At 49.2% G+C, this 20726-nt stretch carries 21 protein-coding genes; 20 read left to right on the top strand and 1 reads right to left on the bottom strand.

Going from position 1 to position 20726, the window contains the following annotated elements; all coding sequences use genetic code 11:
• Positions 1-51: 51 nt before the first annotated feature.
• From MKY82_RS19895 to MKY82_RS19850, 10 genes are all read left to right on the top strand, one after another.
• The gene (locus MKY82_RS19895; protein ID WP_071220435.1) at positions 52-939 is read left to right on the top strand and encodes a sugar ABC transporter permease; all 888 of its coding nucleotides are present in this window, start codon (positions 52-54) and stop codon (positions 937-939) included.
• Between the two features lie 21 nt (positions 940-960).
• Positions 961-1785 (top strand): carbohydrate ABC transporter permease, encoded by an 825-nt coding sequence (locus MKY82_RS19890; RefSeq protein ID WP_259445214.1) that lies wholly within the window; start codon positions 961-963, stop codon positions 1783-1785.
• A 30-nt stretch (positions 1786-1815) separates the two neighbouring features.
• The gene (locus MKY82_RS19885; protein WP_339294205.1) at positions 1816-4041 is read left to right on the top strand and encodes a DUF6259 domain-containing protein; all 2226 of its coding nucleotides are present in this window, start codon (positions 1816-1818) and stop codon (positions 4039-4041) included.
• 96 nt (positions 4042-4137) lie between these two features.
• Complete coding sequence (locus MKY82_RS19880; RefSeq protein WP_339218049.1) at positions 4138-6156, top strand: hypothetical protein; 2019 nt, start codon at positions 4138-4140, stop codon at positions 6154-6156.
• Positions 6157-6171: 15 nt separating this feature from the next.
• The gene (locus MKY82_RS19875) at positions 6172-7254 is read left to right on the top strand and encodes a glycoside hydrolase family 172 protein (RefSeq protein WP_339218048.1); all 1083 of its coding nucleotides are present in this window, start codon (positions 6172-6174) and stop codon (positions 7252-7254) included.
• Between the two features lie 101 nt (positions 7255-7355).
• Positions 7356-8369, top strand: coding sequence for a LacI family DNA-binding transcriptional regulator (locus MKY82_RS19870; RefSeq protein ID WP_071220441.1), 1014 nt, complete (start codon positions 7356-7358; stop codon positions 8367-8369).
• A gap of 333 nt (positions 8370-8702) precedes the next feature.
• Entirely contained in the window at positions 8703-9659 is a 957-nt protein-coding gene (locus MKY82_RS19865; protein ID WP_339294204.1) for an acetamidase/formamidase family protein, read from the top strand.
• Between the two features lie 41 nt (positions 9660-9700).
• A complete protein-coding gene (locus tag MKY82_RS19860) occupies positions 9701-10453 on the top strand; it encodes an alpha/beta hydrolase (RefSeq protein WP_339294203.1) in 753 nt (250 codons plus the stop codon).
• A 15-nt stretch (positions 10454-10468) separates the two neighbouring features.
• Positions 10469-11515, top strand: a complete 1047-nt coding sequence (locus tag MKY82_RS19855) for a hypothetical protein (RefSeq protein WP_220684798.1) — start codon at positions 10469-10471, stop codon at positions 11513-11515.
• Between the two features lie 225 nt (positions 11516-11740).
• Positions 11741-12214 carry a DUF3574 domain-containing protein gene (locus tag MKY82_RS19850; protein ID WP_071220445.1) on the top strand — a complete coding sequence of 158 codons (474 nt, stop codon included), beginning with the start codon at positions 11741-11743 and terminating at the stop codon, positions 12212-12214.
• Positions 12215-12310: 96 nt separating this feature from the next.
• On the opposite strand, the gene MKY82_RS19845 is transcribed toward MKY82_RS19850, so the two are convergent.
• Complete coding sequence (locus tag MKY82_RS19845) at positions 12311-13249, bottom strand: DNA-3-methyladenine glycosylase (protein ID WP_339296699.1); 939 nt, start codon at positions 13247-13249, stop codon at positions 12311-12313.
• A gap of 189 nt (positions 13250-13438) precedes the next feature.
• Here MKY82_RS19845 and MKY82_RS19840 point away from each other — a divergent pair, with 189 nt between their 5' ends.
• From MKY82_RS19840 to MKY82_RS19795, 10 genes are all read left to right on the top strand, one after another.
• Positions 13439-14050 carry a bifunctional transcriptional activator/DNA repair enzyme AdaA gene (locus MKY82_RS19840; protein WP_339294202.1) on the top strand — a complete coding sequence of 204 codons (612 nt, stop codon included), beginning with the start codon at positions 13439-13441 and terminating at the stop codon, positions 14048-14050.
• Positions 14022-14570, top strand: coding sequence for a methylated-DNA--[protein]-cysteine S-methyltransferase (locus MKY82_RS19835; RefSeq protein WP_260065549.1), 549 nt, complete (start codon positions 14022-14024; stop codon positions 14568-14570). The genes MKY82_RS19840 and MKY82_RS19835 overlap by 29 nt, the downstream gene beginning before the upstream one ends.
• Entirely contained in the window at positions 14563-15276 is a 714-nt protein-coding gene (locus MKY82_RS19830; protein ID WP_339294201.1) for a 2OG-Fe(II) oxygenase, read from the top strand. Before MKY82_RS19835 ends, MKY82_RS19830 begins: the two co-directional genes overlap by 8 nt.
• A gap of 86 nt (positions 15277-15362) precedes the next feature.
• Complete coding sequence (locus tag MKY82_RS19825) at positions 15363-16181, top strand: radical SAM protein (protein WP_339294200.1); 819 nt, start codon at positions 15363-15365, stop codon at positions 16179-16181.
• A gap of 177 nt (positions 16182-16358) precedes the next feature.
• On the top strand, positions 16359-17123 hold the full coding sequence (locus MKY82_RS19820) for an SDR family oxidoreductase (RefSeq protein ID WP_194543289.1): 765 nt from the start codon (positions 16359-16361) through the stop codon (positions 17121-17123).
• A 303-nt stretch (positions 17124-17426) separates the two neighbouring features.
• The gene (locus MKY82_RS19815; protein WP_220091170.1) at positions 17427-17522 is read left to right on the top strand and encodes a putative holin-like toxin; all 96 of its coding nucleotides are present in this window, start codon (positions 17427-17429) and stop codon (positions 17520-17522) included.
• 452 nt (positions 17523-17974) lie between these two features.
• Positions 17975-18535: an AAA family ATPase gene (locus MKY82_RS19810; RefSeq protein WP_339218041.1), complete on the top strand. Its 561-nt coding sequence runs from the start codon at positions 17975-17977 to the stop codon at positions 18533-18535.
• 534 nt (positions 18536-19069) lie between these two features.
• Positions 19070-19363, top strand: a complete 294-nt coding sequence (locus tag MKY82_RS19805; protein WP_339294199.1) for a hypothetical protein — start codon at positions 19070-19072, stop codon at positions 19361-19363.
• A 41-nt stretch (positions 19364-19404) separates the two neighbouring features.
• Entirely contained in the window at positions 19405-20001 is a 597-nt protein-coding gene (locus tag MKY82_RS19800; protein ID WP_339294198.1) for a hypothetical protein, read from the top strand.
• Positions 20002-20212: 211 nt separating this feature from the next.
• Positions 20213-20662, top strand: a complete 450-nt coding sequence (locus MKY82_RS19795; RefSeq protein WP_339294197.1) for a hypothetical protein — start codon at positions 20213-20215, stop codon at positions 20660-20662.
• Positions 20663-20726 lie beyond the last annotated feature (64 nt).

Below are 20726 nucleotides of genomic sequence, written 5' to 3'. Positions count from 1 at the left end.
TATCCGATTTCGGATGGCTGCCTCATCCTTAGGTCATGGTGGTGACTCTACATGTTTAAGAAAAATTTCCGGCAGGATAACGGAGTGGCTTATTTGCTTCTCGCACCCATCGTCATCCTGCTAACGATCTTTGTCATCATACCTTTCTTCTATGCCCTGCGAGTGAGCTTCTATAATTGGAGCTTCTACCAGGATTCCACCTTTGTGGGCTTACAGAATTTCTATATGGTGCTGACGGATGACCTCTTTCTCCAGTCCATCTGGGTAGGGCTCAAGTTTGCCCTTATGGTCGTTCCGACGATGCTGATTCTCTCATTTCTGTTCGCCAACATCATTAAGAACCTGGGCTCCGGCTTCGCAAGCGTCGTGAAGACCTCCGTGTACATCCCAACCATCATTTCCGGGATCGTGGCATCGGTCATCTTCGTCTTTATCTTCGATTATGCCGGCGGCTTAGCCAATTATATCATCGGACTGTTCGGATATGAGCCGAAAGCTTGGCTTGCGGATGTGGCTACGGCGCTGCCCAGCATCGCCGCTCCTGCCGTATGGCTGGGCTTCGGTCTCACAACGCTGATCATGCTGGCAGGTCTTCACGATATTCCGAAGAGCTACTATGAGGCTGCGGAACTGGAGGGAGCGGGCACCTTTGTCCGCATGTGGTACATCACGATTCCGCTCATGCGCAATGTGATTCTGTATCTGCTCGTAACCGGATTTACGGCGCAAATCTCACAGTTCGAGCTGTCCCTCGTAATGACGGGTGGCGGACCGCTCAGCGAGACCACAACGCCGAACCTGTATATCTTGAACCATTTCCGCAACGACGTTATGGTCGGCAATTCCATCGCGGCATCGCTGCTGTTGTTCGTGGTTCTGGGCAGCATCTCGGCCATCATCTTCAGAGTATTGAATTCGGAAAAAGCGATCGACGGTTAGGGAAGACAGGAGGATAACTTGATGAAAACGTTCAACGGAGTTCAAAAAACATTGATGACACTTTTGACCGGTCTGGTGACAATTATGGCTCTGTTCCCGCTGCTGTGGGTCATCATCGCCGGGTTCAAAGACAAGGCGGAGGTGCTTGCCACGCCGTTCCGATTCTTCCCCAAGAAGTGGATGGTTCAGAATTATACGGACATTCTCGGCGATTCGGCCTTCATTCAGTCGATGCTCGTCACATTCGGGGGGGCGGTATTATTTGCAGCGCTGAGCTTGGCCGTTAATGCTACGGCGGCATACGTCTTCGCCAGGCTCGAATTTCGGTTCAAGACGTTTCTGTGGGTCTACGTCATCATCACCATGTTCATTCCCGGCATGGCGATCCTGCTGACCTCTTTCATCGTGGTGAATGAGATGGGCATGCTCGATACGCTTGCTGTGCTCGTATTGCCCGGGATCGCTTCTGCGGGACATATGTTCTTCATCCGCCAATTCTATCTGAATATCCCTATGGCGCTGGAAGAGGCGGCGCTGATCGACGGAGCGGGCAGGACCAAGATATTTACCCATATTTTCATTCCCATGTCGTTCCCGGTCTTTGTCATTGTAGGCATCGGCTCCTATTTGGCCTATTGGAATTCCTTCGTATGGCCGACGATGACGATTACCAACCCGGAGCTGTTTCAGATTATGCAGTATTTGTACACCTTCCGTTCCGAGCGTGCAACGGAAATGGGCATGTTGATGGCCGGATCGGCGCTTTCCTGTTTGCCGACCATTGTCCTGTTCCTCTTCTTCCAGAAGCACATCATTTCAGGAATCAAAATCTCCGGATTGAAATAGCGTTTCAATGCCAAAAAGTGGAGGTGGCGCATGATTATCATTGAGAACGGACACATTCGGGTTGAGATCAGCGAGCATAACGGAACGATCCAAGCCGTTCGCGATCGCTTAAAGGGGATCGATTACATCGCGGACTCGGGCCGTGGCCGTACGGATCCGTTTCGACTTGAGACAGACGCGGGGTTTAGCAGTTCTTTTCAAAAGTTTGAATGGAGCCGGGAACGTGCCGCATCCGGGCATAATCAAGTTCGATTATGCTGGCACACGCAGGAAGGCATGATCGTAACCTCGTCCGTAACTCTCACGGCGGAAGAGAACGGTATTGAATTCAAATGCGGGGTTGATAACCACTCGGAAGACAGGGTGCTAAGCCTGGAATATCCGATTGTCCCGAACATGGCCACGATTACGGAGGATGGCGAAGAGGATTATATCGCCCATCCCTTCGCGACCGGATTTGAAGTTAACAACCCGATGAAGGTTTTTGAAACGGATGGGATCGGGTTTCGTTTTATGCCGTACCCGGAAAGCTTCTCGGGGGCGACGATGCAGTTCTTTACCTACTACGGCAAGGGCAGGGGCGGGCTGTATTTCGCGGCGCTGGACGGTGAAGGCCATCCGAAATGGCTGAATTTCTACAAGAACGGGAATGGCATGCTGGAAGCCTCCGTGATCCATGGCTGCAGCGATATGGGACCCGGCAAAGGGATACGGCCTCATTACCCGGTACAGGTGTCGCTTCTGTCTGGAGGTGGGTGGTACGAAGCTGCTGACCGATACAAGAGCTGGGCCGTAAGGCAGAAGTGGTGTTCACGCGGCAAGCTTTCGGGCAGGGCTGCGAAGGAGGGCAGTCAATGGCTGCATGAGGACATGGGAGCAGCAACCTTCGGAATCAATGCGGGATCGGACCGCACGGCCTGGATTCAGAAATATCATGACAGCATCGGAACGCCGATGTTTCACATTCTAGGCCCCGACTGGACGCATCGGCCGCAGACGTTCGGCAGCGGCGTGCCGGGAGGATATGACGATTGGTTCCCGACCCGGTTCAACCCGGAGAACATCGCTCTGATTCGAAAGCTGGGCCATCGCTTCGCCCCGTTCGAGTTCGATTACCTGTACCATTTTGACGGAGCCGACGGAGAGCTTGGCAAGGAAGCCGAGCAGAAATTTCCCGAGTTGAAAAAAAGCGTGGATGCCTACCGCTTCCCGTTCCTCTGTCCGGCACATCCGTATACCCATGATTTTCATGTGAAACGGGATGCGGCACTGCAGCGAAGCGACGATATCGATGCGATTTACTATGATATCTCCGCCAACAACATTTTAAAGATCTGCATGGATGAAAACCATGGTCATCCGGTGGGAGCCGGCAGGATCATCGAGGAGGCCTACCGGCGGAACTATGCGGATACGAAGGCGGCCATGTGCGAAATCGCGGAACGTTACATCCCTATGGGCACCGAGATGATCAATGAGACGATGCTCGATCTGATCGACTACTATCAGGCGCGGGCCGGAGGGCAGCCCGCAGCGCCGCTTGAAGGCTGGCCGATCCGGGAGCTGCTTAAGTCAGGCGATGCCCGCCTGATCCCGATGTTCACATACGTGTATCATGAGTACGGAGCGCTGAGATTGGACGGCTGGGGCAAGCTGACAGAGGAAATTGGGGAGCTGTACTATTTTACGGTGGCACGCACGTATCTCTGGGGCGGTGTATACGAATTGAATTACGAATACAGTCCGATGGAGGCGCTGGACGGGATCGAAAATACGGCGGAGGAGCATTACTACCCGTTTGATCCTCGCGGGTATGCCTTTTCGACGAAGCGGGCCGAGTATTTGGCGCTGTATGCACGGCTTCGGACCGGAGCGGCGAAGACGTACTGGTCGTATGGGACCATGCTTCGGCCCCTCTCCTTCGACAGCCCGCAGGCTTCTATGAAATGGTTTCACTATAACCATGGCAAGGAAACGCCGGAATATAACAATGCAGGAGTATTGCTGACCGATTCCGTTATCCATGCGGCATGGCAGAATGAGCAAGGCGATGTTGGCTTGTTCTTTGCGAATGTGAGCGAAGCGGAGCAAACGATACGTATAGATCTACGACCGGAAGACTACGGGAAAACGGCAGTGAGCGGGCGGCTGTACATGCTTACGGGAGAGCAGACCGTAGATTGCGATCCGCAGCAAGATGATCGGCGCTTGCTCTCGCTTCCAGCCCGAAGCATCGCGATGCTGGAGTTGACCTAGCCTTGAACTCGAGAATATAGATAATGGATGAATTTTGGCGTGATAAGATTTGACGGTAAACCAAATAGTCGGATAACGGGGAGAAGGGAGACATCCATGAAACGATTACCGGATTCTTTTGTGAAGCAATGGGTTTACGACGATATCGGGCAAACGGCGCCAGAGGTAAGTCTGTATCAGCTGGATGAAGAGACGATCCACTGCGTGCTGACATTCGAGCTGGAGCAGACGATTCAACAGGATGACTGGCAGATGCGTTTGGAGCCGGCATTCCTGCCTCATTTTCACTGGGCGCCTCATTTAACGCCGACTTCCCGTCATGTGATGGACCAGCATTGCTTTCGTTCGCCCGCGCTCATCGTTCATGACGATACAAGGACGCTCATGCTCATACCGGATCTGGATCTGATCACGAAGGATGCAGACGCTCGTTGGTACATGGACCTGGATGCCCCTAATAACCTGCTTGTCTTGGGAATGAGCCGAACTCGGGTAAGCGAGCATGTGCTGTTTGAGAAGGTGAATGGGGCCTCATATTCTTCAGGAACGATACGCTTCGGTTTCTATTTGAAAATGGCGGATCATGATCAGGCCGGATTGAACCCCTGGCGACCGTTGCTGCAGTTTTTATGGGATCGATGGGGCCATGCCCAATTCAGTCAATCGATCGATGGAGAGGTCCGCCTAGATAGCTATGTAAAGCATGCTTATGAATGGGCTTTTCGGCATTGGAAAGACACGGTATGGCAGGAATTCGAATGGGACGGACGGAACATAGGGGCACCGGTATTCATTGCCGATGTGAGTCAAAGTCCGAATTATCCGGGCGTGCCCAACGAAAGGGAGAGCCGATCGATCTGGAATCAGGCCTGGTTCAGCTCCCTTCGCTCGGCTCAAGGCATCTACCGATACGGTAAGGAACAGAACGATCCGGAGCTGGTTCGCAAGGCAATGCTTATGAAGGAGCTTGCGCTGGCGGCCCCGCAGCGAGGCGGGTTCTTTCCCGCCGTCATCGCGACGGAGATGAAGCGGGTGATGGTAGATGGACAGCAGGTCAATCGGTCCGGGAGCTGGGCGTTAGCCTTCTGGGGAAATTCCAATCGCAACCCGGTCGATCCTTGGGGGGCGATCGCTGCAGCGCCTTATCATGTGCTGGATATGAGCTGGACGGCGCTGCTCATGCTTCGATGGCATGATGAGCTTGAGCCGGATCCAAGGCTGTTGGAATATGCCGCGCGCTATGCGGATGCGCTCGTGGCCCTCCAGGACGAGAAGGGATATTTTCCAGCCTGGCTGGATCAGGATACGTTAGCACCGCTGGATATCCTTCGGGAGTCCCCGGAAACGTCGCTCTCCGTCACGTTTTTGCTTAAGCTGCACCAATTGCGCCCGGATTCCAAATACATGGAAGCGGCAGAGCAGGCGCTTAAGGTTGTTATCCAGGAGATCGTGCCGACCGGCAGGTGGGAGGATTTCGAGACGTATTGGTCCTGCTGCGGTTATGGGCGCGATGAGCTTCCAGGCAACAAAGTGGCTAGGAATAACATGTTCAAGCAGTGCAATTTCTCCATGTTTTGGACGGCGGAAGCGTTATACCATATGTATAAAACAAACGGTGACAAACGATATATGATCGTTGGTCAACGTGTGCTGGATGAAATGCTGATGACGCAGGCTTCCTGGCAGCCGCCCTATCTGTACGTCGACGTAGTGGGCGGATTCGGCGTCATGAACTGCGACGGGGAATGGAATGATGCCCGGCAAAGCCTGTTTGCTGAGCTGATTCTGCAATATGGCGTGGAGTTGGACCGAAAAGAATATATTGAGCGCGGGTTAGCCGCTTTGCAGGCCTCGTTCGTCATGATGTATTGTCCCGAAAACGAAAAAACAAAAGAGCAGTGGGAGCGGGCGTATCCTTTCTTTAACGAGAAGGATTACGGCTTCATGATGGAGAATTACGGTCATGATGGTGTTGTGGACGAGGAGGGGCGAGGCATGGGGACATTCACCATCTTCGATTGGGGGAACGGTGCGGCAGCTGAGGCTTACCTGCGGATTAAGGACCGTCTGGGTCAAACGTTGAAAGAGCGGTACGGATACGATATCACATACTAAAAGGAGCGATAACAGATGATGAACTTTAATGGACTTAATATGCACCTCGGAAATTTATCTCGGCTGTCCAATGCGCAGACAAGATCCATCAGCGCGGAGAATTTTACCGGTGAAAAAGGAAAGGGCGGCATGGCCACCGACGGCACGGGCGCAGCGGCTTCCAGTGATTTGGGCGTAGGCTGGAAGGTCTCCCCTTCCGTGGAGATTTTACCGGGAGAAACGTTTACGATGGGTGACATTCAGGGTCCCGGGGCGATTCAGCATATCTGGCTTACTTGTCATCCGACGCTGTGGCGCAATCTGATTATCCGCATGTATTGGGACGATGAGCAGGAACCTTCAGTTGAGGTGCCCGTCGGTGATTTGTTCTGTAACGGATGGGGCGAGCGCAGCGATGTCAATTCAATTCCGGTTGCCGTGAATCCGGCCGGCGGCATGAACAGCTACTGGCAGATGCCCTTCCGCAAGCATGCCCGATTGACAATGGAGAACCGTGCGCCGGAAAAGGCAGTCCTTTACTATCAAATTGACTATACACTGACGGACATCCCGGAAGATGAGGCATATTTTCACGCGCAGTGGCGGAGAACGAATCCCGTTCCTTATAAAGAGGTTTATACCATTCTGGATGGGGTGACTGGACACGGGCACTATGTAGGGACTTACCTCGCCTGGCAGGTGAACAATAACGGCTGGTGGGGCGAAGGCGAGATCAAGTTCTATATGGACGGGGATCAGGATTATCCGACCATATGCGGTACGGGAACGGAAGATTATTTTGGCGGGGCCTGGAATTGGGAGCAGCCGATTGGTACCTACCGAACCTACTCGACGCCATATTTGGGGATGCACCAAGTGCTGAAGCCGGACGGATTGTATCGAAGTCAGCAGCGTTTTGGCATGTATCGATGGCATGTCATGGATCCAATCCGCTTTCAAAGCGATCTTCGCGTAACCATTCAGGATCTTGGCTGGAGGTCCGGAGGAAGGTATCTTCCGCAGCAGAGCGATATTGCATCGACGGCGTTCTGGTATCAGGCCGAGCCCCATGCGCCATTTCCAGAGCTTCCGGGTAATGATGAGCGGGAGGTTATATAAAGGAGGAGCTATTGCTTACCTGCCGGTAAGGTGATAGTGTGAATCCATGGACCCTTTTGCGGGAGCATAGGGCGTATCCATGGTTGTTAATGGAGGATAGGATGGACAAACATACGATTTATACGATTGCTGAACGGGTAGGCGTATCCCCTTCTACGGTGTCCAGAGCCTTGTCGGGAAGAGGTTACTGCAGTCCCAAGACGAAGAGCAAAATTCTGGCGGCTGCGAAGGAAATGAACTATGCGCCCGATCATGCAGCGAAGATGCTGAAAATGAGACAAACCAACAAAATTATTTTTGCCGTGCCCGATATATGCAACCCTTTTTATTTCGATATGATCAACGGAATCAATCAGGTGCTGGAAGAGCATGATTACCTGATGATTCTGTTTTACACCAAGCATAGGCTCCAGGAGGAGATGAAGGCAATTCAAACCCTGCGGGAAAATGTGGCCGATGGCATGATCATGGTGTCTTTTCATTTCGGTGAAGAGAATATCGGGGCCATCAATGCGCTGCAGGCACCGGTCGTGCTCACGAATAAATATGTCTCGCCGGAAGGGAATGACCGCTTCGATTATGTGTATGTGGACACATATGACGGGATCAAGCAAAGCACGGAGCATCTGATCCGTCAAGGCCTGCGTTGCATCGCCTATATGGGCGGCAATCTGAGCGAGCAGACCGGCCATGAGCGGTTCTGCGGGTATCGGGATGCCATGCTACAAGCGGGGCTCCCCTTGCTGCCGCGTTTTATCGCCGAGTCCGATTATACTGAAAGCGGCGGTTATGCGATGGCAAAAGCGTGGCTTCAAGGGCCCGACCATCCGGAGGGCATTGTCGCCGCAAACGATTTAATGGCAATCGGGGTTATGAAGGCCTGCGAAGAAGCCGGTCTTCGCATTCCCCATGACGTTGCCGTTGTGGGCATGGATAATCTGGACCTTGCCTCCCGCGTATATCCCAAGCTGACGTCCGTTGCCTTGCAGCAGGAGGAAATCGGCCGCAAGGCAGCCCAAATCCTGATGGATCGCATGTTGGGAATACCGAGGGAAGAGCGGGCCGTGAAATTGATGCCGCAGATCGTCGTGCGGGATTCCAGCGTAAGGATTTGAATAAAGAATCGTGTGTAGTGAGAATGGCCGTGCACATAGTAACCGTTACCATTCCCATGAACGCTCATCGTTAGCTGATATAAAATTGAACTGACATGGAGATGAACCGTCCCTCGCAGTGAATCTGCGCAGTGGACGGTTTTTTGTGTTTCGACGAACAACCATGGTACAACCGGAATTGGGCAATGGTTTGTTTTTGGAGTAATTATTATTACGTTTAGGAGTATATTTTTATTGACTCTAAGAGTAATTTGAAATACCTTATAAAGTAACAGAGTGAATATGAGACATGGAATGGCCACTCTGATTACGGCTGTGAAGGGAGAAAGTTGGATGTCACAGGTTCATATGTTACAACCGGATATTCATACGCTTCATGGATTTTTCAGCAGGGAATTGGAACCCGCCCTATACATACAATCTGGGGATACTGTCATGTATCAAACCTTAGATGCGGGTTGGGGACTGGAGAAACGTGCTGCCCCAGGCGCGGCGAGAATGAAGTTTACGAAGCGCAAGCCGGAACGGCAGGAGAAGCAATTCGGGCATGCGTTATTGGGTCCCGTCCATATTCAAGGGGCTAAACCCGGGCTTACATTGGAGATTCAGATCAACGAGATCGTTCCCGGATCATGGGGATGGACCTCTGCCGGAGGTTATCCGAGCTATTGGAACGAGAAGCTGGGCATGGCCCATGCCAAGGAATTGACGCTGGACTTTGAATTGGATCTCAAGACCATGACAGGCAGAAGCCAGTTCGGAAATTTCAAGTATAGCGTCGGCCTGAAGCCGTTTATGGGAATCATGGGCATGCCGCCGAATGAAAAAGGTCAGCATACGACTTTTGCACCGCGCCCTTATGGAGGAAATCTTGATTGCAAAGAATTAACGGCCGGCAGCACCTTGTATCTGCCGATCCCGGTGGATGGCGGGCTGTTCTCAACAGGGGATGGACATGCGGCTCAGGGAGACGGCGAAGTTAGCGGTCCCGCCCTGGAATGCCCCATGGAGAAGGCGAGTCTAACCTTTCATGTCCGAGACGACATGCCCATAACGATGCCCAGGGCCAAGACAAGTACCGGCTGGCTTACGATGGGGTTTCACGAGGACCTGGACGAAGCCATGTGGATGGCATTAAGCGGGATGCTTGATCTCATGACCGAGCTTTACTCTATTTCAAGAACGGAGGCGTATGCCTATGCCACCTTGACGGTCGATCTAAGGGTAACCCAGATCGTGAACACATGTAAGGGCGTGCACGCATTTTTACCTTTTGGGGCATTGAGGTAACACTTCATAGATAAATGTAAATTTTTAAGGAGGTCTAATGCATGCAGCTATACGAGACCATGGTCAATAACCAAGGGGTACATATTCATGTGACGGAGGTACATCGGGATCTTAGGAACGAACAAACCTCACTGGTCGTCATCCCGGGACTGTCCGAGTCGGCTGAGGATTATATCGCCATTATGGAAAAGCTGTCGCCCAGGCATATTGTTATCATCACGCTTCGCGGCCGGGGCCGAAGTGACTCGCCTGCTTCGGGTTATACGCTCGAAGACCATATCAGCGACATTGATGCGGCGATTCGTCATCTTGAACTTGAGCATTTTGTACTCATGGGATATTCTCGAGGGGTGTCCTATCAATTAGGCTACGCCGTTCAGAATCCGGAACGCATTCAAGGTTTGATCATCGGGGACTATCCTGCGGTTCATACCGAGCTGCCTGCGGGATGGGTGGAGTTCTTCACGTCACTGCCCCCTTGGAGAGGAAAGAAGCTGTCTGACCGAATGAAAATATCGGCTTTACAGGCACTGCAGCAGGAATCGGCTAAGGTCGAAATGTGGAACGACCTAACTAGACTGACTTGCCCGGTCCTTATTATCCGTGGCGTAAAACCACATCCCGGGTTATCATTAGAAGCAGTGGAACAATATAAGCTGGCGCTGCCTCAGGCAATCATTGTAGCGTTCGAGGAGCACGATCACAATATTTTTGAACCGGATGTGGATGTGTTTGTCCGCACCGCAGACTCTTTTCTGAAAAAGATTAGGAAGAACCATCAATCAATCACTTAAAAAGGGTGTACGCACTTGGACAATCTGAAGCTGAATGTATCACTTTTACGACAAAGAGTTCCGAACCTGACCAGCGCAGCCAAATCCGTGGGATTACGGCCGGCCACGGTCTCCAACCTATGTACAGGGAAAATTCCCGTTGGTCGGGCGGAAGTCCGCACCATTGCCGCATTGGCATCTCTGGCAAAATGCAGTCTGGATGAACTGATTCTGCGTGGAGAAAGTGTGGAGATGATTGAAACCGGCATCAAACCGCTTGATCTATTTGCTCCTTTGGCAAAAGGGGGTACCGTAGGTCTGGTCGCCCGTCCCGGAATGGGCCAACTGGTGCTGCTTGGTGAGTTGTTTCATCACTTCAAGCAGGAAGGGTATATGACGATTTTGCTAAAGCCGGAAGGCGAATATCCAGAGCTGCAGGACATGCTGAATGACGTAGAACGGGTAGCTTATTCTATAGAAGAAACCTATTCCATTGTGGCGAATGCGAATACCGATCATGAGATTGTGTTTGCAGCGGACAGGGAGCACGTCTTGACCGGCAAAATCTATGATCTTCAGGAACGTTTTCAAGAAGAGGGCATACAGCACATCACGACGTTTCTTGTGGACCTCAAAGGTGCGGCTGTGGATGAAGACATGCCTTACGGCCCGCTGGAGACGCTGTGGTATTTCGATGCCGATCTGGCGGCAAGACATATGTTTCCTGCCGTAAACCCGTTATACTCTACCTCTTCCGTATCGGAAGGCGTGCACCTGGATCAGGTTCATTTAGCGGTCCAACAGCGGGCCCAGAAGCTGCTGCGCCGTTATCGCGAGCTGCGTTCACTGGTTCAAGTACGAGGATTGCAGGCCATTCCGGCATCCGAGACAGAGGTTTATGAGCGGGGAGCACGGCTTGAGGCGTATCTGACGCAGCCTTTTTACGTTGCGGAGGCTTATACCGGTTTACCGGGCGAGCGGGTGCATTTGCAGGATACGCTGCATGATGTTCAAGCTATTTTGAATGGCAGCATGGATCATCGATCAGTGGAGAGTTTATCCTGGATCGGGACGCTAAAATAGCGATGTATTCATTAAAAGTCGAATTCTCGTAGTTTGTTTATCGGGAATATCGGCTTTTTTGCATGATTCCGCATAATATAATCCGTATGTCCCATAGCTGATAAGAAAAGGCCAGTATATAATATGTGCTAGTCTGTATCGTGCGGATGGCAGGAAGGTTGCACTGGACAACAGAAATGCCATGCTTGTACGGGACACGAGACCCTACATAAAGGAGAAATGGGCATGAAGAGAAAAGGTTGGCTTATCGCATTCGCAGCGGCATTATTGTTAACACTTATCGTAGTACCGGTTCAGCAGTCTTTCAGCGCAGAGGGCAATCCAACGGCAACCGCCATTACACAGAGCGCGCTGAACGATCAGTTCCACTTGGATCATGTCGTTAAGATTTACGTGCCTTCAACGGTAAAGGGTGACATTCCGATTACGGATGCAGCCCATCAGAAGTTTGTCGACCAAACGCTGACGAAGCTGTCCGGCTGGTTTGGCGGGGCAACTGCGATTCCGGGCGAAGGGGCATGGGTGGACAATAACAAAACCCTGATCAAGGAAAAAGTAACGATCGTGTACGCGTTTGCCGAGAAACTTGATAAGGACTCGCTTAATCAAGTGGTGGACTATGCGAAGAAGCTTAAGGACGATTTGTCGCAATCCGCGATCTCACTCGAGGTTGACGGCAAATTGTATTTCATCGAGTAGTTGATTCTCGAATCAGCGATGTGCTAATCAGAGGAGGTCTTCCTGCTGTCTGTCATGGCAGAAGTGGGAGACCTCCTCTTTATTGCGTTTGGACTATTAATAAAGAAATCTCCACAGATAAAAGGTGGCGTAGGATTCCCAGTTCGCCCATGCTGCCGACAGCTGCAGTATTTCCTTCTTCGTCGGTTTCGCCTCCAAGCCGAGCAGATGTTTGATGGCATTGTGCAGACCGACATCATCGATAGGAAATGCAGCCGGCATTCGCAAACAGCGCATCAGCACATAGTTGGCCGTCCACGGTCCGATCCCGCGGATGCTGACTAATTGTTTCTCCGCTTGTTTCAAGCCGCCTGCTTCAAGCAGCTGCTCCTTCGTCAATTTCCCTTCGACCATAAGCTGAGCGACTCCAATAAGATACTCGCCTTTTTTTACGGTCATACGAAGCCCGTCCAGGTCTTCAACAAGCAGATGTGCTATATCCTCAGGTCTTGGGAAGATCCAATAAACCTCTCCTTCACACTCCACGCGGCGGCCGAAAGCTTCAACGAAACGTCTTTTTAACGTATAGGCATAGGCCAGGTTAATCTGCTGTCCCAGAATGCCCCAGCACAAAGCCTCGAATAGATCGGGAATGCCCATATTGCGAAGTCCATAGAAGAATTGAACGGCTTGACTGAGCAATGGATCTGCTTCCGCCATGTTATAGAACGGTACGAGATCGGTATTCAGATCGAACCAGTCCCGGACATAACCCGCTACTTCCGCTCGCTTGCAGGGATCGGAGGGGGCCGTATTCCCCAAAAACCGAACAAGGATGGCTTGCGCCTTAGGCTCCGCGCTGACTTCAATCACAGCGATGTCACCCTCAAGTGGGATAGCCCGGTAGATGCTGTCATTCCGGATATGATAAAGACATTCGTTCGGCGATCTTTGCAAATAACTGAGGTTCTCCGTAAAACTGAACTCCTTCGGTACGAACAGCCTGATGGCTTCGGCATGATCTTCCCAGCTGGCCCGGGAGAGATGATTCTCCATTGTATATGGCTTATCGTCATGGTTGTGGTTTGGTTCCTGCATCGTCATCGTTTCCTTTCGCGCTTGAACTCTTCTATACTAGTTGTACCATAAACGCAGACCGTATAATTTTGTTATCTTGCTCTTCTATTCCAAAAAGCGTACAACAGGATTATCCTGTGGTTATAATGTTAGCGGAGGTGAGGAAACGTGGCAAACCGAATACAACCGACCGAAGCCCAGTGGAAGGCCATTATCAACAACGACAAGGATAGTGACGGCAAGTTTTTCTATGCAGTGCAGACAACGAAAATTTTCTGCAGGCCATCCTGTAAATCCAGACCCCCGAAGTTTGAAAATGTGCGCGTGTTTCAATCGGCGGATGAAGCAAAAGCCGAGCGCTTCCGGCCATGCAAAAGGTGCAAGCCGACGGGCGAGCGTTTACCGGACCATGAATGGATTGAACTTGTCACCGAGTATATCGATAAACACTATATGGATCATTTGTCGCTTGATGTCTTGGCCGATGTGAGCCACGGCAGTCCGTACCATCTGCACCGGATATTTAAGCGCGTCAAAGGTCAGACCCCGATGGAATACATTCAGGATTACCGGATCAGCAAGGCCAAGGAGCTCCTGACAAATTCCAGCTTGGCCATTTCGGATATCGGCCATAAGGTGGGCATGGAGAATACGGCTTATTTTATCACGTTGTTTAAGAAGAAGACGGGGATGACGCCCCTTAGTTATCGCGCGCAATATTTAAAAAATACAAATGCGGAGGTGCAAGATCATGAAATCCAATCATTCGATTACCATTAACTGGACCCAACTGCGTCATGATAACTGGAACGTATACATCGCGGCGACGGAGCAAGGCTTATGTTACGTCGGATCACCGGATAAACCTTTAACAGAGCTGGAGAACTGGGTACAGGCGAAATTCCCTGGCTGTGAACTCGTGCAGAACGATGAAGCCATGCAGCCGTATGCTGCCGAGTTGGTGGAGTATTTTCAGGGGAAACGCGCTCGGTTTGAGGTGGCTATGGATTATAAGGGGACCGCGTTTCAAATGGCGGTATGGAATGCGCTGTGCCAGATCCCGTATGGCCAAACCTTCACGTATTCGGACATCGCCAACCAGATTGGAAAGCCGGCAGCTGTTCGAGCTGTAGGAGCGGCTATAGGTGCTAATCCGCTGCTGATAACCGTGCCTTGTCATCGGGTAATTGGAAAAAGCGGTGCATTGACGGGGTATCGCGGTGGGCTTGCCATGAAGACCCGGCTGCTGGAGCTTGAGGGTGAGCGAGCCAGGATGAGGGAGAAGGTGAATAATGCCTAATTCATTGCCGCAACGAATAGCAGGGCTCGATTGGACGGGGATACAAGGAGCTTTGGATGAGCAGGGATATGCGGTTGTTCCAAAGGTGCTGCTGCCTGACGAGTGTGCGGAGATTATCAACACGTATCCGGAAGAGGAGCGGTTTCGAAGCACGATCAATATGGCTAGGCACCGGTTTGGGCTAGGAGAGTACAAGTATTATCAAGCTCCGCTGCCAGAACCGCTGCAGCAGCTTCGGGAAGGCTTTTATCCTGAGCTTGCGTTGACCGCTAACCGCTGGTTGACGCAGCTTGGACATGAGGAGAGGTATCCGGTGAGCTTGGATGAGTTTCTTGGCATGTGCCATGCGCAGGGGCAAGAGCGTTCGACGCCGTTGATTTTGAAATATGAAGAGGGCGGCTATAATTGCTTGCATCAGGATTTGTACGGAGATGAATTTTTCCCATTTCAAGTAGTGTTTGTTCTGAATGAGAAGGAAGTCGATTACACGGGAGGAGAGTTTCTGCTCATCGAGCAGCGGCCGCGGGCACAGAGCCGGGGACATGTGATCACGTTGGAACAAGGAGCGGGTCTAATCTTTCCGACCAACCATCGTCCTGTTCAGGGAACGCGAGGGTATTACCGGACCACGCTCCGGCATGGCGTCGGTACGATTACGTCGGGGACCCGATACAGCCTCGGGATTATTTTTCATGATGCCAAGTAGAGGGGCGCGTGTGTCCACTCATTCATTATGGGATGTGAGGAGAGAAATAGTATAATAGAAGAAAGTGTAGGAATGGGGTGTCCCAGGTGAAACAAGAAGTGCTCTACAAAACGCCGAAGACCCTGCTCAATAAAGGAACGGGATTCCTGAATGGATACAGCCATACCTTGAATCCGTATACGGGCTGCACCTTCGCTTGTTCTTATTGCTATGTCCGGCAAATGCCGGTATCGATATTCCGGAATCAGGAATGGGGAAGCTGGGTTGACGTTAAGGTTGAATCTGCTGCTATCCTCCGAAAAGAACTGAAGCGTGCCAAGTCCAAGGGACCTGTCACGATTTTCATGTCTTCCAGCACCGATCCTTACCAGCCGGTTGAGGCCAAGGAAGAAGTGACTCGCGCTTTGCTTGAGGTGATGGTCAGCGAACCGCCGGATTTTCTGCTCGTACAGACGCGCAGTCCGTTGGTCCGGCGGGATGTTGATCTGCTGCAGCAGTTAGGAGAACGCGTGCGGGTAAGCATGACGGTCGAGACGGACCGCGAGGAGATACGCAAGCATTTTACGCCGTCAGCGCCGCCGATCCAAGCGAGACTGAAAACCCTCGAGCTGCTGAGGGACGCGGGGATTCCCGCTCAGGCAGCTATTGCCCCCGTGCTTCCGAGCACGGAGGCTTTCCCGCAGATCCTGCGGCCGCTCGTTCATCGCGTGTGCATCGACGATTATTTCATGGGGGATGGCAGTGGCGGGAAACGTACGAAAAGACTGCCTGTTCAGGCTCTGTACGAGGAGCTTGGGGAGCAGGAATGGTACGACCCCGCTGCTTATCGAACGGTCTACGATCGATTTAGCCGGGAGTTTCCGGAGGAGCAGTTGTTTGTGAGCCAGAAGGGTTTTGAACCTTAAGGTTTAGGTTGGCAAGTTTAGAAGAGGATCCGTGATCCGTGGATTAGATAGATTATGATAGGTTTAGGCAGAGGACCAGGAGTTCGATTCTGGTCTTATTTTGTCATGTCTGGCGGTAGGTGATTATGGTATGATAGGCGAAAATAACCAGTCAAACGGTAGAGGAGCGAATGAACAATGAAGATGGATTTGACGGATAAAATTGCGTTAATTACAGGAGCCGCAGGCCAATTAGGGCGTGTCATGGTCAGAACCTTGGCGGAATGCGGCGCGGATGTGGTTATCCATTACCGGGGGAGCCAAGCCAAGGCAGAAGAGCTTCAGCGCGAAGTAGAGTCGATGGGAAGACGGGCTTTCCCGGTGCAAGCCGATGTGACGGATCAAGCTTCCGTGAATGCCATGCGGGATGCGGTGCTTGCACACTTCGGCGTGCTGCCCCATATCATTGTTGCCAATGCCGTCGAATCCTATCAATGGACATCCGTCTTGCAGCAAGCGCCGGAAGATTATGAGAGTCAGTTCCAATCCTGCGTCATGCAAAGCGTCTACCTGGCGAAAGCTTTTGTTCCTGCCATGATCGAGCGTCAAGGCGGCCGGTTCATCGGGATCAATACCGAATGTTCGATCCAAAACTTCCCGAGCCAATCGGCTTATGTTGCGGGAAAACGCGGCATGGACGGTGTCTACCGCGTGCTCGCCAAAGAGATCGGCGAGCACGGGATCACCGTCAACCAGGTCGCGCCGGGCTGGACGATCAGCGACCGCGATCGGGAGAACGGAACCGAGCACAGCGCCTCCTATGAGGCCTCCGTTCCATTGAAGCGCCGCGGAACGGACCAGGAGATTGCCAATGCCGTGGCATTCCTGGCTTCGGACTTGTCGTCATTTATTACCGGGGCATATATTCCAGTGTGTGGCGGGAATGTGATGGTGGGAATCTAGAGTTTCGGTAAATGGAGTGAGCTCAGTAGTGTCTATGAACTTCGTGGATTCTCATTGCGATGGGGATTTGCGAAGTTCGTGGATATGGAGTAATCGGAAATTCATGCCGCACAATAGTCGCATTCGCTCCTTTAAGCCTTTCGGGTTCGTGAATACTTACAACGTTAGATGAAATCAACGGATGTAAGATTGAGTAAAAAAACCGAACAATCGTTCTTCATCTCATTAGTAGATGATGGTATAATAAGGAAAGACAATTGAATCTTGGGTGGGCATGGTTTCCCTTCGAAAGGAGGTGAAGCCATGGAAATTAAAGATGCGTTGACGATCATGTTTCTGTTTGGATCGTTTATCCTTGCACTTTTAACATACATCAATTCGAACAACAAGAGAAAGTAAAAACCCACCCCAAGGTTAGCGCCGAAGGTGGGTCTTTATTCTGATCGCTTAGAAGGGAATAAACCATCCAAGCCAATTGTTCAGCCGAGTGTTCCCGCACTCGTCTTCTTTGTAAATTATGATAACACAATTGGAAAAAGAAGTGAACCTGGAAAGAGTATTTTGGGTATTTGAAAACCAATATAAATAGCGTATTAAACACGTATTAATAGACATAAGATCATTCGTGAGTAGAACAGCGAAGCGTTAGTCTAACATCATTTTCAAGCATCGGTACATTCGCCCTCATTCCAACAGATGATACTTGCAAGGAGTAGTGGCAGCCGGACATATCCGACTTCGTCGGACGTCGTGAATTCGAGAACGTTAGTTGAAACTGGGGAAATGACAATTGGTGAGGCTATTTCAATTGACGATTCTAAAAAGTAAAACGGATGGAGTTGTTGCTTACTATGATATTCGTTTTAATCTTTGGACCACAAGCAGTTGGTAAAATGACAGTAGGTCAGGAACTTGAAAAAATTACAGGTTTGAAGCTTTTTCATAACCATATGAGTATTGAGTTCGTTACCCCTTTTTTTAGTTATAGTACTGCACCTGGAAAGAGGTTGGTGAGGTTAATCCGTAAAGCCATATTTGAAGAAGTAGCTAATAGTGACTTAAACGGATTGATTTTTACTTTCCTTTGGTCATTTGACAGCCTTGCAGATTGGGAGTATGTAGATGAAGTTTGTCATATTTTTGAATCAAAAGGTGGAGTAGTTTGTTTTGTTGAACTTGAGGCGGACAATGACATAAGACTAGAGCGTAATAAAAGTCCGAATAGACTTGAACATAAACCTACAAAAAGAGATATTGATTTCTCTGAAGGTAATTTATTAAATTCAATGGCCCAGCACCGGTTGAACACTCTTGATGGTGAAATCAAAAGAGAAAATTACATGAAAATAAACAATGCAGCTTTGAAGCCAGAGGAAGTCGCAAGTATGATTAAGCAAAGGTTTAAATTGTAGCTAAAGCTAGGAGAATTGCTCGCAGTATTTCAAAAGTGATATAAATCGACCAATGATCATGTTGAAAACCTACGATATTGTCTAAGGTTTATATACGTACTATTTTTAGGTATCTCGAAGAAGTACACGCATCAGTTAACACAGCATTCACGCTGCGGGCTGCTGTCGAGTCCTTTGGTCCGCCCGAAGATTTTCTAGAAGAAGAACCATGCTGACAACCTTGCAGCATCTAACCGCATTGCGGTCGGAAGATCTGGGAGGCTTAGATAAGAGAAACTCTATTAAGTATAAGGGAGGGAATTATGAAGTTCACTCATATGAAGATCCATATTATTGGATCGACAGGAAGTGGAAAGACATATTTAGCTAGAGAGATTTCCAAACGATTACATATTCCTTTCTTTGAATTAGATGATGTTATGTGGAATGGTGCAGTCGAATTGAGTGGGAAAAATTCGCCGGAGGTCCGGTATAAAATACTTGAAGACATTATAAATAAAGAACAGTGGAATTGAAGGGGTATATCACAAGTGGTTGGGACGAAGCTTCGAAGAAGCAGATGTAATTATCTTTTTATCACCTAGACCAATGAATAGAGCATTTAGAATTATAACTAGATTTATCAAACAGAGAACAAAACTGGAGAGATCTAAATACCAACAAACCTTAAAAGGGTTAATCGAAATGTTGAAATGGAATAGCAAATTTGATGCGGATAATAAGAAAAAGATACTTGAGATGCTGGAAAAACATAAAGAAAAACTGATTGTAGTAAAGAGTAATAAGGAAATGATTTTGAGAGTAGCTTATGAATGTGACATTCTTTAGATACAAGAACGTAATGAGAACTCTATGCAAAGGAGAATAACATGGGATCTAGAATCATGCATTATTGTATTTCTGCCCGTCTTGCTAAAGAATTAAAGGTTGATGATGATCAATTTTTCTTAGGTGGCATTGCTCCTGATGTGAATAAAAATATGAAAACCCCTAAAACTATTTCTCATTTCGTAAGGACCAATAATGAAGGACAAATATTTGCCGATTATTTGGGATTTCATGAGAAATATCTGAGATATATGAGAGAACCATTTTATCTAGGTTACTTTTTTCATTTAATATCTGATGTTATATGGGTTGAAGAAATTTATTACAAGAAAATAAAGTGGTTGCCTCAACCGGATAAGAAAGAAGCGCAGTTAAAGTATTATAGAGATTTTTGGAGACTCAATGGAAAATTGATTGATTATTATTCCATTGAATATAGACCGATGGAAGTCAAGTCCATCGAGATAGAAGAGATTGATTATAGATACCTGCCAGAATTAGTAAAGGAATTAGAAAATGACTTTGCAATGAAAGATGAGGCGAAAGAACAAGAGTTGGAAATTCTTGAATTTGAAGAAGTCATTGATATTCTTGAAAGAACAGTAAAGGAATGTGTTGAAATTTCGATGAGGACATAGACTTCCGATAACGTAATATTCACGCTGGCCTCGGCTGAGGGCCGAGCTTTGACCGCTAGGGGGCTACTGGTCTGAAAACAGAATCAGGAAAATACAATCTATTCCCGGAAGACCATGAGTGTATATCATCCCACAACTTAACAGCTTCAAAGATTCCGATTAACTACAAGAAAATTTTGATCACATTATGACTAGTCGAGTGGGTACTTAGTTGGATTATAGATCTCCGAGAAGTTGTGTACGCCATAAAGAGGTGAACGATCTGAAGATTAAGGTAAGTATATTTATAATTCTTATTTTATTGATAGCATTGATATTTCTTTTTCAAAAGGATAGACCAAATGACTACGCATCAATAGAAGTAGCGATGGTTAATTCAAACATTGTGTATGATGAAATATATTATATTACTGAGAATAGAGGATACAGCATTGTTTTTTACGGTGAAGAAGATATTTTGTCGGTTGGCATAGCAACCAAGAAAAGATCAAAATATCAGTGGATTTATGGGTTTGGTAGTAAACATTTTAATGAAACCGAGCATATCCTTACAAGAGCATTCACAAACTTACCAACTGAGATATCAGGAAATGAAGAACTTGTTTCGCTAACGTTTGGTGTAATAAATGATAGGGATATTGAAAATTTAAAAATCCAATAAAAGGGTCAGGCAGTAAGAGATGCGACTATATTTCCAACATCAAAAGCTCCAATATGGTTTTGTT

The sequence above is a fragment of the Paenibacillus sp. FSL W7-1279 genome, from assembly GCF_037969845.1.
GTDB lineage: Bacteria > Bacillota > Bacilli > Paenibacillales > Paenibacillaceae > Paenibacillus_AQ.
Note: the sequence above shows the minus strand (reverse complement) of the source record. Positions and strands in the feature narration are given on the sequence as shown.

Excerpts from the sequence above, each read along its gene's own strand:
- MKY82_RS19895 (WP_071220435.1), top strand. The coding sequence starts at position 52 with ATGTTTAAGAAAAATTTCCGGCAGGATAACGGAGTGGCTTATTTGCTT.
- MKY82_RS19890 (WP_259445214.1), top strand. The coding sequence starts at position 961 with ATGAAAACGTTCAACGGAGTTCAAAAAACATTGATGACACTTTTGACC.
- MKY82_RS19885 (WP_339294205.1), top strand. The coding sequence starts at position 1,816 with ATGATTATCATTGAGAACGGACACATTCGGGTTGAGATCAGCGAGCAT.
- MKY82_RS19880 (WP_339218049.1), top strand. The coding sequence starts at position 4,138 with ATGAAACGATTACCGGATTCTTTTGTGAAGCAATGGGTTTACGACGAT.
- MKY82_RS19875 (WP_339218048.1), top strand. The coding sequence starts at position 6,172 with ATGATGAACTTTAATGGACTTAATATGCACCTCGGAAATTTATCTCGG.
- MKY82_RS19870 (WP_071220441.1), top strand. The coding sequence starts at position 7,356 with ATGGACAAACATACGATTTATACGATTGCTGAACGGGTAGGCGTATCC.
- MKY82_RS19865 (WP_339294204.1), top strand. The coding sequence starts at position 8,703 with ATGTCACAGGTTCATATGTTACAACCGGATATTCATACGCTTCATGGA.
- MKY82_RS19860 (WP_339294203.1), top strand. The coding sequence starts at position 9,701 with ATGCAGCTATACGAGACCATGGTCAATAACCAAGGGGTACATATTCAT.
- MKY82_RS19850 (WP_071220445.1), top strand. The coding sequence starts at position 11,741 with ATGAAGAGAAAAGGTTGGCTTATCGCATTCGCAGCGGCATTATTGTTA.
- MKY82_RS19845 (WP_339296699.1), bottom strand. The coding sequence starts at position 13,249 with ATGGAGAATCATCTCTCCCGGGCCAGCTGGGAAGATCATGCCGAAGCC.
- MKY82_RS19835 (WP_260065549.1), top strand. The coding sequence starts at position 14,022 with ATGAAATCCAATCATTCGATTACCATTAACTGGACCCAACTGCGTCAT.
- MKY82_RS19830 (WP_339294201.1), top strand. The coding sequence starts at position 14,563 with ATGCCTAATTCATTGCCGCAACGAATAGCAGGGCTCGATTGGACGGGG.
- MKY82_RS19820 (WP_194543289.1), top strand. The coding sequence starts at position 16,359 with ATGAAGATGGATTTGACGGATAAAATTGCGTTAATTACAGGAGCCGCA.
- MKY82_RS19815 (WP_220091170.1), top strand. The coding sequence starts at position 17,427 with ATGGAAATTAAAGATGCGTTGACGATCATGTTTCTGTTTGGATCGTTT.
- MKY82_RS19810 (WP_339218041.1), top strand. The coding sequence starts at position 17,975 with ATGATATTCGTTTTAATCTTTGGACCACAAGCAGTTGGTAAAATGACA.
- MKY82_RS19800 (WP_339294198.1), top strand. The coding sequence starts at position 19,405 with ATGGGATCTAGAATCATGCATTATTGTATTTCTGCCCGTCTTGCTAAA.